The 12,597-nt window shown below is 52.1% G+C and carries 10 protein-coding genes; all 10 read left to right on the top strand.

Annotated elements, in window-relative coordinates:
* Positions 1-39: 39 nt before the first annotated feature.
* The 10 genes from WMO20_RS09710 to WMO20_RS09760 all read left to right on the top strand — a co-directional run bounded on the left by WMO20_RS09710 (position 40) and on the right by WMO20_RS09760 (position 12,581).
* Positions 40-339 carry a hypothetical protein gene (locus tag WMO20_RS09710; protein WP_349186712.1) on the top strand — a complete coding sequence of 100 codons (300 nt, stop codon included), beginning with the start codon at positions 40-42 and terminating at the stop codon, positions 337-339.
* A complete protein-coding gene (locus WMO20_RS09715) occupies positions 339-1,226 on the top strand; it encodes an LPD16 domain-containing protein (RefSeq protein ID WP_349186713.1) in 888 nt (295 codons plus the stop codon). The genes WMO20_RS09710 and WMO20_RS09715 overlap by 1 nt, the downstream gene beginning before the upstream one ends.
* Before the next feature lie 8 nt (positions 1,227-1,234).
* Positions 1,235-1,750, top strand: coding sequence for a YodL domain-containing protein (locus WMO20_RS09720; RefSeq protein WP_349186714.1), 516 nt, complete (start codon positions 1,235-1,237; stop codon positions 1,748-1,750).
* Positions 1,740-1,943: a transposon-transfer assisting family protein gene (locus tag WMO20_RS09725; RefSeq protein ID WP_349186762.1), complete on the top strand. Its 204-nt coding sequence runs from the start codon at positions 1,740-1,742 to the stop codon at positions 1,941-1,943. Before WMO20_RS09720 ends, WMO20_RS09725 begins: the two co-directional genes overlap by 11 nt.
* A 138-nt stretch (positions 1,944-2,081) precedes the next feature.
* The gene (locus WMO20_RS09730) at positions 2,082-2,456 is read left to right on the top strand and encodes an MmcQ/YjbR family DNA-binding protein (RefSeq protein ID WP_112115040.1); all 375 of its coding nucleotides are present in this window, start codon (positions 2,082-2,084) and stop codon (positions 2,454-2,456) included.
* Positions 2,457-2,503: 47 nt separating this feature from the next.
* Positions 2,504-3,031: a flavodoxin family protein gene (locus WMO20_RS09735; protein ID WP_112115039.1), complete on the top strand. Its 528-nt coding sequence runs from the start codon at positions 2,504-2,506 to the stop codon at positions 3,029-3,031.
* Positions 3,032-3,117: 86 nt separating this feature from the next.
* Entirely contained in the window at positions 3,118-10,383 is a 7,266-nt protein-coding gene (locus WMO20_RS09745) for a helicase-like domain-containing protein (RefSeq protein ID WP_494337718.1), read from the top strand.
* Positions 10,380-10,712 (top strand): plasmid mobilization protein, encoded by a 333-nt coding sequence (locus WMO20_RS09750; protein WP_349186716.1) that lies wholly within the window; start codon positions 10,380-10,382, stop codon positions 10,710-10,712. The genes WMO20_RS09745 and WMO20_RS09750 overlap by 4 nt, the downstream gene beginning before the upstream one ends.
* Before the next feature lie 109 nt (positions 10,713-10,821).
* Positions 10,822-11,100, top strand: coding sequence for a hypothetical protein (locus WMO20_RS09755; protein ID WP_117526342.1), 279 nt, complete (start codon positions 10,822-10,824; stop codon positions 11,098-11,100).
* A 98-nt stretch (positions 11,101-11,198) separates the two neighbouring features.
* Entirely contained in the window at positions 11,199-12,581 is a 1,383-nt protein-coding gene (locus tag WMO20_RS09760) for a relaxase/mobilization nuclease domain-containing protein (protein ID WP_349186718.1), read from the top strand.
* The last annotated feature ends 16 nt before the right edge of the window (positions 12,582-12,597 follow it).

The following is a 12,597-nucleotide window of genomic DNA, read 5'->3' on the forward strand; positions in this document are numbered from 1 at the left end:
GTAAAGAACACGGAAATGAAAAAAGGAGCGAATGCACTTATGAAAAGCAAGATTATTGGTGTCTGCCCGAACTGTGGCAATTCCGTTGTGGAGCGTGAAAAGGGCTGGTTTTGTGAATCCAATCCTTGCCGCTTTGTTCTGTGGAAAGACAACGCCTTCTTCAAGCGTCTGGGCAAGCGGATGGACGCTCATGTGGCGGACAAGCTGCTGCGGGATGGTCGGGTCCGCCTGAAGGACTGCAAGAGTGCCAAGGGCAAGACCTACAACGCCACCGTGCTGCTGGGCACCGAACCCGATGGCCGCAGCAAGTTTTCTCTGGAATTTGAAGGTGGCTGCTGATGGAGCAGAAAAAAGAAGCGGTTTACCTTATCAACGATGAACGCTATCTCCACCTCCAGGAAAACGGTGCAGGAGTCGGCTTTGCCACCTACAACAAGGTAACTGGTGAGCCGCTGGAAAGCGGGCAGATCTCGGAAAAGAACCTGCCGCCCGATGGCAGGAACACCATCCCTGCCGCCCGGAACTGGTATCTGTTTGAACTTTCGGACGATGACCGTAAGGCCATCCAACAGGAAAGCGTAAAGATCCTCGAAAACATCCCGCAGGCGGGCATCGGCAGGCGGCGCATCTGGGAACCGGAAACGCTGCCGAAGGATATTCGTCTCATCAACAGCCACTATGACGACCTCTACCGCATTCCCAATGGCGGAGTTGTACAGGTGGATTACCCGGATGGGCGCAGCTTTACGGCACGGCTGGAACATCTGGATGATTATCACTTTGACATGGGCGGTCTGGGCAATGTGTTCCACATCTGCCAGTTTGCCGAGGTCATGGAACGAAACCATGCCGACTTCTACCCCGAAATTCAGACACAGGACGAGCAGGCCGCATGGGAACTGGGTGGCAAAGGTTATCTTGCCATCCAGTCCTGTGAGGATGGATGGGACTACACCATTTACCACAGCGATTTTTCCGTGATGGACGGCGGGCAGTTGGATGCCCCGGAACTGACCATTCAGGAAGCCCGTGAGCAGATTCTGGAAGCACACCACATGGAAAAGGGGCGGCGGCTGTTGCAGGACTACGATGCCGTCATGGATAAAGTTGCGGAAGCCGAGGAACTGCGTACAGACCACCGCCCTTCCACACTGGAAAAGCTGGCAGAACTGGCAAGTGATACGTCTGCGCCAAAATCGTCTGCACGTTCTGCGCCAGAACTGTGAGGTGGACGATGCAGCAAAAATGGAACCAGAATTTTGACGGTGAACCCATGACGGACATCCCGCAGAAGTTTCTGAATGCGGGGTGCGATGTTTATATGGTGATGCAGCTGCGGCATGACGAAAAAATCCTCGATGAAAGATTTGCTTCCATGCGGGAACTGCATCGTCGGGGCAAAACGCCCGACCCGGAGCATTACGAGGTCACCTACTATGCTGATCTGCCCGCCATGTGGCAGGATGTGCCGAACAACGAGATTTTGGAAGAACTATTTCAGATGTTCAACCTCTCCCGTCCGCAGGATTTTGAGGGGCACAGCCTGTCGGTCAGCGATGTGATCGCACTCAAACGCAATGGCAAAGTGTCTGTGCATTATGTGGACAGCATCGGCTTCAAGGAGCTGCCGGGGTTTCTGGATAAAAAGCCGGAGCACTCTTCTGTTCTGCAAAACCTCAAGGAGAAGTGCGATGCCCCGGAGTGCAATCCTACCGTCTGCCGGAAAGCGAGGGATGAACATGAACTTTGACCACGAGGAATTGACCCTGATGATGCTCTACAACACCGGCACCCGGCTGGGGCTTATCCACGAGTTGCGGCTCATGCTGTGCTACCTGATGCCCGACGAAACCGCCCTGCGGGAGTTGTCGGAGGGTGTTATCGAAAAGCTGAAACTGCTGACCGATGCGGAGTTTGTCGAACTGGAATTTCCCCCGGACTGATCTTTGCCGCCTGCGGGCGGCGTACATATCCTCTTTCTCTATGGTTGGCAGTGTGGTATAATTGGCTCAACAAACAAAAGTTTATATCTGCTAACGATAATTGCCGAATGGCAACGTGCAGATTGAAAGGTCTTCGCCATGAATCGTGCAGGATTTATGCAATTTATTCTTGAACAATATAGCGTTGAGCCGGATTACCCGTGGATGAAGAATCCCAATTTTGCAGTCTTCCGGCACAGCAACAATCAGAAATGGTTTGCCTTGATTATGGACATTCCAAGGAGCAGGCTGGGATTACCCGGTGACGAACTACTGGATGTGGTGAATCTCAAATGCGCCCCACTTCTGATTGGCTCACTGCGCAGTGAACCCGGTTTCTTTCCTGCCTACCACATGAACAAAGATAGCTGGATCACGGTTTCACTGGACAACAAAGCTGATGATGACAAGCTGAAAATGTTGCTGGACATGAGCTACACTGCTACTGCGTCAAAAATTCGTAAGAAGCACTGACAGTATTCTGTCCGTGCAATCAACATACAGAATGGAGAGTATCTGAAATGAAAATCGTAGTTTTGAACGGTAGTCCCCGCAAAGGCGGCAACACGGAGATTATGACACAGGCTTTTGCAGAAGCCGCCCGCAAGAACCAGAATGAGGTCAGCATTCTGGATGTAGCACCCATGAACATCCGTGGCTGTCTGGGCTGCAAATACTGCTGGGCACACAAGGGCGAATGCGTCCAGAAAGATGATATGGGCAAGGTCTTTGAGGCTCTGGTGGATGCCGACATGGTGGTGTTCGCATCGCCCATCTACTGGTTCGACATTACCGCACAGATGAAAACCGTCATTGACCGTCTGTATGCCGGCGGCAGTGTAGGCTTCCACTTCCACAAGACCGCCCTGCTGCTGGATGCCGGTGCCGACCATGTGTTCGATGCAGCCATCGCACAGTATAAGGCTATGACCTCCTATCTGAAGTGGGAGGATATGGGCATCATCACAGTTCCGAACATGGAAACCAAGGGCAGCATGACGACCGCTCCCAATCTGGCCGCGGTTATCAGACTGGGCGAATCGCTCTGATTTTTGAAAAATAATATTACATCCCTGCGGGCAATCATAAAACGGTTGCCCGCTATTTTTATGCTCAAAACCGGAAGGAGGCAACAATGTCTAGCAAAACCGAAGAATATCTTGCTCTTGCCCAGCGCACGGCAAACGGCTTGACGCGGTACTGGGAAAGCTGGACGGACTATCTGACCACAGCATCCCGGCTGTACAAGTACAGCTTTCCCGACCAGTTGATGATCTACGCCCAGCGCCCGGATGCCACCGCCTGCGCCGAATTTGACATTTGGCGCAACCGGATGAACCGCTATGTCAGGCGTGGCTCTAAGGGCATCGCTCTGCTGGACGAATCCAGCGGATTCCCTCGACTGCACTACGTTTTTGACGTAAGCGACACCGGGGTGCGCCGCAATTCCCGTGACCCGGAGGTGTGGCAGCTCGGTCCCGATTTGGTGCAGCCGGTTTCAGAAATGCTCGCCGCCACCTACGGCATCAACGGAGAGCGTGTCAGCCAGCAGCTTGCTGATGTTGCCGGGAAACTGGTGGCAGATTACTGGGACAACAACAGTGGTGACATTCTCGCCATCGTTGACGGTTCGCTTCTGATGGATTATGATGAAGCCGGAGTGGAGATGCAGTTCAAAAGCGCCGCCGCCATCAGCGTCACCTACACGCTGCTGGAACGCTGCGGGTTTGAACCGACAGGGTGGTTTGACAAGGACGATTTTCAGGCAATCTACAATTTTTCAACCCCAGATGCCGTCTACACCCTCGGCGCAGCCGTCAGCGACATGAGCCGGGAGGTTCTGCGGAACATCGAACGCACCGTAAAAACAACCATTCGCCGCCGAAACAATGAAAGGAGCCAGCATGAATATGAGCAGCAATCTGAGTTACACGCAGACCGGGGATTATCTTCTCCCGAACCTGACCCTGCATCAGCCGAAGACCCCGCTGGGCAAGTACGGCAGGCTGCGCCGGACGTACCTGAAAGACCATCGCCCAGTGCTGTACAACACGATGCTCCTGAACGGGAGCCTGTACCCGACCCTGACCGAACTGGAGCAGACCGCAGCAGCGATGAAGAAGCAACTGATGGCCGATCTGCTGGCGAAGAACCCGGCCCCGGACAAGGAGAAGAATCAGATGGCGTGGGTACAGCACATGAACAGCCTACAGGAGCAGGTCGAGGAAGTGATTCGGACGGAACTGATCTACAGCTAAGTTTTCTGGATGCCGTCATCCCCACCGAAGCCCAGCAAATTGAACATATCGACCGAGCGGAGAGCGAAAAATCGCCCTCCGCTTTTGTTTTGTCGCAGGCTGAAATTGAGAATGAACTGCGCAAGCATGGTTCCGGTTTTCAGGATGGCAAGCAGCGGATCATCGAACTGTACCAGACACAGCCCGACCGCAAACTCCGCGCTAAAGCATTGGCGAAAGAGTACGGCATCGGCGGACATTCGCAGGATTTTCTGGATGGCAGCAGCGGTTTTGTAAATCATGATGGAAAAGGACTTGAATTTGACCACTACCCGGATCATCAAAAGGTTACGTTAAGCTGGACACGGGTCGAGAAATACATCGACCTGATGATTCAGTCTGACCGCTACCTGACCGATAAGGAAAAAGAGCATCGTGCCGCCGTGCAGGAAGCGGAACGACAGCTCCCAATGCTGGATGGTGATGCCGCTGCCGAATACAATGCTCTGAAAGAGCAGTACCCCAATACCCTGATTGGCTTTGAACTGGGCGGATATTTTCTGTTCTATGACAAAGATGCAATCACTGTAAAGGAAGTTTTTCGTTCTAATTTGCTGTCACAGGAAAATGCGCTGGGAAAAGTCAAAGTGACCGGCTTTCTGCGCAGAGAGTGGGTAGCAAAATCGCAGAAGCTGTGGGCCGAGGGCAACAGCATCTATCTGGCTGGACAAGGCGGAGATGGTACCCACCACCAGACAAAATATCTGCGAGAGGAAGATTACCTGCCGATCGGCAGCATCATCAAGCTGGATGGCCGGGATTTCCGTGTGGATCATGTCAACTTCATGTTCAAGTCTGTCAGCTTGCAGGATATGGACTTGACTAACAGCGGACAGCCCATCTTCCGAAGCGAGGGTTTGCCCCATATCAGGGAACTGTATGAACAGCAGCAGGATGAACTTGCTGAGGTCGCCCCTGAAAAAACTGCCGATTACAAGGTTGGCGATTCCGTTGTTGTAGACCTCCCCACTAAAACCATTAAGGGAACTATCGGTTATGTGGGCGAAACCGATGTGCGCATTGACACCAGCGCACAGGGATATTCGTGGAGCAATGAGGTACTCAACAAAGAGCAGTTCGAGGGCGGTTTGCGGCAGGATGAACCTACACCTGATGAAGAACTGGACAAACTGCCGATCTCCGCAGAAGTCGATGGTAAATGGCAGACCTTTCCGAACGCTGCGGCCGCAGACGAAGCCCTGAACGCTGAACCGATGCCGGAAGCTGTGGGAAATTTTCACATTACGGATGATAATTTGGGTGTCGGAGGCCCCAAACAGAAATTCGCCCGCAATATTGAAGCTATCCAGACCCTGCGCACTCTGGAGCAGGAGCGTCGTGGTGCCACCGCCGAGGAGCAGCAGATTCTTTCGCAATATGTCGGCTGGGGAGGTCTGGCGGATGCCTTTGACCCCAGCAAAGAAAATTGGTCTGCCGAGTATACCCAGTTGAAAGGACTGCTCACCGAAGAAGAATATGCCGCCGCCCGCGCTTCCACGCTGAACGCGCACTATACATCTCCGGTGGTGATTCGTGCCATCTATAATGCCGTAGAAAAGATGGGCTTTCAGTCGGGAAATATCTTGGAGCCTTCCATGGGTATTGGCAACTTTTTCGGTATGCTGCCCGACAGCATGGCCAGCAGCCGTTTGTATGGCGTAGAACTGGATTCTATTACTGGCCGCATTGCACAGAAGCTGTATCCACAGGCTGATATCACCGTTGCCGGCTTTGAAACCACTGACAGACGAGATTTTTACGACCTCGCCGTAGGTAATGTTCCTTTTGGCCAGTACAAAGTCAGTGACAAGGCGTACAATAAGCTGGGATTTTCCATCCATAACTACTTTTTCGCAAAGACCATCGACCAGATCAGACCGGGCGGCGTGATTGCCTTTGTGACCAGCCGTTTTACGATGGACAGCAAAGACAGCACTGCCCGCAAGTATATGGCGGAACGCGCCGACCTGCTGGGCGCAATTCGTCTGCCCGACAATGCGTTCAAAGCCAACGCGGGCACCGAAGTGGTATCGGATATCATCTTTTTGCAGAAACGTGACCGTCCTGCGGACATCGAACCTGCATGGGTACAGTTGGGACAGACCGAAGATGGCTTCAGCATCAATCAGTATTTTGTTTCCAACCCGGAAATGGTACTGGGAAATTTGGAACTGGAAAGCACCCAGTATGGCCATGACCTGACCGTTGCACCAATCGAAGGTGCAAACCTTGCAGACCAGCTTACCGAAGCAGTGCAGCACATCGAGGGGCAGTACACTGCGGTAGAGATTTCCACCCCGGATGTTGCCGATGCGGAAGCACAGCGCAGAACGCTGCCCGCAGATCCAACCGTAAAAAATTTCAGCTATACTGTGGTGGACGGTGAAATCTACTACCGCGAGAACTCCATCATGACGCAGATTGAACTGTCCGACAACGCCAAAGGTCGTGTAGCTGGCATGGTGGAGCTGCGGCAGATTGTCAGTGAACTGATCGACCAGCAGTTGAACGACTTTCCGGACGAGGATATCAAGGCATCGCAGGCAAAGCTGAACGCCGCCTATGATGCCTTTACCGCAAAATACGGTCTGATTAACGACAAGAAAAATGCCAGACTTTTTGATGATGATAGCTCCTACTATCTGCTCTGCTCACTAGAAAACTTGGATGAAAACAGGCAGTTGAAAAGCAAAGCGGATATGTTCACCAAGCGGACGATTCGTCCAGAGCGTGTTGTCACAAGCGTGGACACCCCCAGCGAAGCACTGGCGGTGTCCATTGGTGAGCATGGCAAGGTCGATTTGCCCTACATGGCCGACCTGCTGGGCACTCCCGGTGACTATGAGCGCATCACCACTGAACTGTCTGGTGTGATTTTCAAAGATCCTGCCGCTGATGCTGACGATCCGGAAGCCGGCTGGCAGACTGCGGATGAGTACCTTTCCGGCAACGTGCGCGATAAGCTGCGCATGGCACAGCTCGCTGCAGAAAGCCACCCGGAGTTCAAGGTCAATGTGGACGCACTTGAAAAAGCCCAGCCCAAAGATCTGGAAGCATCTGAAATTGATGTGCGGTTGGGTGCCACATGGCTTGACCCCTCTATCGTGCAGCAGTTCATGATGGAAACTTTTCAGCCGCCCTACCGCATCCGCTACAACAACTCCATTACTGTCCGCTACTCTCCCTATACCTCCGAATGGCGGATCAGCAATAAATCTGCTACTGGCTTTGGTGACATTATGGCCACCGAAACCTACGGTACCCGCAGGGCCAACGCTTACAAGATTTTGGAAGACACTTTGAATTTGCGTGATAGCCGCGTTTATGATACCATCGTGGAGGATGGCAAGGAAAAGCGCGTGCTGAATCAGAACGAAACCACCCTCGCCCAGCAGAAACAGCAGGCTATCAAGGACGCTTTTGCTGGCTGGGTCTGGAAAGACCCGCAGCGGCGCGCCTTACTGGTAAAAAAGTACAACGAGCTCTTTAACAGCACCCGGCCCCGTGAGTATGACGGTAGCCACATTCATTTTGTGGGAATGAACCCGGAAATCAATTTGCGAGAGCATCAGCGCAATGCGGTTGCCCATGTGCTGTATGGGTACAACACCCTTTTGGCGCACGAAGTCGGTGCCGGCAAGAGTTTTGAGATGACGGCTTCCGCTATGGAACTGAAACGTCTTGGCTTGTGTCAAAAAAGTCTTTTTGTCGTGCCAAACCATTTGACGGAACAATGGGCCAGCGAGTTTCTACGCCTGTACCCCAATGCAAAGCTGCTGGTTACCAGCAAAAAAGATTTTGAACCTGCTAATCGCAAAAAATTCTGTGCGAGAATTGCGACCGGCGACTACGACGCAGTTATCATCGGACACAGCCAGTTTGAAAAGATACCCTTGTCCGCAGAACGACAGGAGCGTCTGATTCAGGAACAGATGGATGAAATCGAGGAGGCCATCGAAGAAGCGAAAGCACAGGTTGGTGAGCATTTCACGGTAAAGCAACTGGAAAAACTGCGTAAGTCTCTGAAACAGAAACTGGAGAAGCTGCAAGGCGCAGACCGTAAAGATGATGTGGTTACGTTTGAGCAATTGGGCGTAGACAGGTTGTTTGTGGATGAGAGCCAAAACTATAAGAACTTGTTCTTATATACGAAGATGCGGAATGTGGCCGGACTGAGCACATCTGAAGCGCAAAAATCCTCCGATATGTTTGGAAAATGCCGCTACCTCGATGAGATCACCGGAGGGCGCGGTGTTATTTTTGCAACGGGTACGCCCCTGAGCAACAGCATGACCGAGATGTATACTCTGATGCGTTATCTCCAGTACAACACCTTGCAGCAGAAAGGATTGACCCATTTTGATGCATGGGCATCCACCTTCGGTGAGACAACCACGGCTATTGAACTTGCGCCCGAAGGCACCGGATACCGTGCGCGCACTCGTTTTGCGAAGTTTTTCAACTTGCCCGAACTGATGGCGATGTTCAAAGAAGCGGCGGATATCAAGACCAGCGACCAGCTTCATCTCCCGGTGCCTGATGCAAAATTTGAGACGGTAGTGGTCAAGCCTTCGGAAATCCAACAGGACATGGTGCAGGCGTTGAGCGAACGTGCAGCCGAAGTCCACAGCGGTTCTGTTGACCCTTCTGTGGATAATATGTTGAAAATCACGTCGGATGGCCGCAAAATTGGTCTTGACCAGCGGTTGATGAATTCCGCTCTGCCCGATGACCCCAACAGCAAGTTAAATGCCTGCGTCAACAACGTCCTGCGCATCTGGAACGACACCAAGGAGCAGAAGCTGACCCAGTTGATTTTCTGCGATATGTCTACTCCCAAGGGGGACGGTTCGTTCAACGTCTATGATGATATTCGCACCAAGCTGCTCAACGCCGGTGTGCCCGAACAGGAGATTGAGTTCATCCACAACGCAGATACGGAGAACAAGAAAGCAGAACTTTTCTCCAAGGTACGCAGCGGACAGGTGCGTGTGCTGCTGGGCAGCACTGCCAAAATGGGAGCAGGGACCAACGTCCAGACGCTGCTCGTAGCGGTGCATCATCTGGATGTAGGCTGGCGTCCGTCTGATATGACCCAGCGTAACGGCAGAATCATCCGCCAAGGCAACCAAAACAAACAAGTCTACGTCTATAACTACGTCACGGAATCGACATTTGACGCCTACCTCTATCAGACCCTTGAGAATAAACAGAAGTTTATCTCGCAGATCATGACGAGCAAATCGCCTATGCGATCTTGCGATGATATTGACGAACAGGCTTTATCTTACGCAGAAATCAAGGCTCTGTGTGCAGGCGACCCTCGCATCCGGGAAAAGATGGACTTGGACGTGCAGGTAGCAAAATTGAAGGTGCTGCGCGGAGACTTCCAGAATCAGAAATATCGTCTGGAGGATAAGCTGCTCAAAACTTTCCCGGAGGAGATCCAGAAACAGAAAACCCGCATTGCTGCTTTACAACAGGACTCACAGATTGCAGCAGCACACCCGCAGGACAAAGAAAACTTCTGCGGCATGACCATCAAGGGCATGGTGTACGATGACAAAAAGGCTGCAGGCGAACGGCTGCTGCTGGCTCGGCAGGAGATGCCCAATGCTGATATGATGCTGCTGGGCACCTACCGTGGGTTTGAACTGAACATTCGATTCGACAGCTTCAAGAACGAGCATCAGGCCGTACTCCGGGCAGAGTTGAGTTACCCGGTGTCGCTGGGCGATGATGCGCGCGGCAATATCACTCGTCTGGACAATGCCATCGACAATTTTGCTGACCGAATTGCAGATGCTGAAAATGCTCTGCAAAATCTGGAACAGCAGAAGCAGGCCGCAGAGGTCGAAGTGGCAAAGCCCTTTGCACAGGAGGAAGAATTGGCCGAAAAGTCTGCCCGCCTTGCTGAATTGAACGCCTTGCTGAACATCGACCGTGACCGCAGTTCCTCGCAGGATGTTCCCGAAGAAACCGAGGAAACCGAAACACCTGCAATTCGTCCGTCTGTGCTGGCTGCACTGGGGGAAAAGACCAATCAGCCGGAGCCTGTCAAACCGTTCCGCAGCTATTATGATAAGGATGGTGATGCCCGGTGAGCGACCGCCGCGACCAGCAACTCCATTTCCGGGTCAGCAAACCGGAGTTGGAGCGGATTCGGAACAAAATGGAATCCAGCGGCATTCTGAGCATCGGCTCCTATCTGCGAAAAATGGCGCTGGACGGGTATTGTCTGCATCTGGATCTACCGCAGCTGCGCCGCATGGCGTATCTTTTGCAGATGTGCAGCAACAATTTAAACCAGTACGCCAAAGTAGCCAATGAAAATGGCCGGGTTTATGCTGCCGATATGGAGGACTTGCGCGCCCGGCTGGATGAACTAATCAGCATCGGCAAGCAAATTCTTTCCCGGTTGGCAGAACTTTAAAATTTTCCCCGCAGTTGGAGGACTGCGGTGTACATATAACGCTTGACATCCTTGCAACGTAGTAGTCGATACCTTTATAATAAGGGCGAACAGAAAGGAAGTGCTTGATATGATGTCTATGCTGAAGAAAATTGTTCTTTTCCCGATTTCTCTCTTTGTGGCGTTTCTGGCTCTGATGGCAAAGTGGTTGCTTACCTTGTCCAGCTATGTGGTCGCGCCGCTGATGCTCTACATCTTCGGCTGCGGCATCTACACCGCCTACCGCCAGACTTGGGATCAGTTTTTCATTCTGCTGGTGGCAGAGTTTATCTGCTTCGTTCTCTTTTTCGGCGCAACTGCCATCACAGAGGGCATCGGACGGTTCAGCGAATGGCTTGCAGAACTGTAAGTGTTTTTATCTTTGCCGCCTTCGGGCGGCTTTTTTGTTTGGGGCTGCGAACGCTACAAGTGGCTCAAGTATTGGCTGTCACACGGGGGTGATTCAGAATGGCCGCAACACGGCTGATTGCATTGCACAAAAACAAGGGCAAGTCGGTTGCGGCCTGCCTGAAAAGCCGCACGGACTACGCAAAGAATCCTGACAAGACGAACAGGGGAGAGCTGGTCAGCAGCTATGAGTGCAGCCCCTTGACCGCAGACGAAGAATTTATGCTGTCCAAGCGGCAATACGAACTTGCCACAGGGCGCAGACAGAAAAATGATGTGATCGCCTATCAGATCCGGCAATCTTTCCGCCCCGGTGAAATCACCGCAGAGGAGGCCAACAAGGTGGGCTATGAGCTGGCAATGCGCTTCACCAAGGGCAAATATGCGTTTATCGTTGCCACTCACACGGACAGGGAACACATCCACAACCACATTATTTATAACTCTACTGCGTTGGATGGAACACGAAAATTCCGGGACTTTTTCTTTTCAGCGTTGGCGGTGCAGCGGTTAAGTGACCTGATCTGCTTAGAGCATCAGCTCTCCGTCATTGAGATAAAGCCTTACCGGGAGCGGCAGAAGCGTGTTCTTTATCCGCCCAAGGAGAGCAACCGTGACCGCCTGTGTGGAATCATCGACAGCATCCTTGCAGAAAAGCCCAAGGATTACGAAGATTTTCTGCAAAAACTGGAACAGCAAGGTTATGAGGTCAAGCGTGGAAAATACACCTCCGTCAAGGGCGCACGGCAAAAACGGTTCATACGCTTCAAAACACTGGGGGCTGGGTACAGCGAGGATGAACTGCAAGCGGTGATTGCGGGAAAAACTGAACACCATCCACGTCAAATACAGCTGCTCCAAGAGCCGCCCTTCCAATTGCTGGTTGACATTCAGGCAAAGCTGGCCGAGGGAAAAAGCGAAGGCTATGCACGATGGGCGAAAAAATATAATTTGAAAGAAATGTCCAAGACGCTGATTTTCTTGCAGGAGCACAAAATTGGCAGCGCAGATGAACTGAATGAACGCACAGCGGCGGCAACAGAAAAATACCACCAGCTGGGAGATTCCATCAAAGCCGCTGAAACACGGATGGCGGAAATTGCTGTGCTGAAAACGCACATCGTCAATTACGCCAAGACCCACCCAGTCTACGATGCCTACCGGAAAGCGGGATATAGCAAAAAGTTTCTGGATACTCACCGCGAAGAAATCACACTGCACAAAGCAGCCAAGGCCGCTTTCGATGAAACAGGCTTAAAAAAGCTACCGAAGGTCAAAGCACTGAATGCAGAGTATTCCGATCTTCTGACCCAAAAGAAAGCAGCCTACCCGGACTATCGCAAGGCACGAGAAGAAATGCAGGAGTTGGTAAAGGCACAGAAAAATATTGAATTGTTCTTCGCAGAAGAAAAAGACGCACAGGAAAAGCAGCAGACCCGATAAACGAAAGTCGCCGAGG

Origin of the sequence: Faecalibacterium intestinale, assembly GCF_040096575.1 — a bacterium.
Taxonomy (GTDB): Bacteria; Bacillota; Clostridia; order Oscillospirales; family Ruminococcaceae; genus Faecalibacterium; species Faecalibacterium intestinale.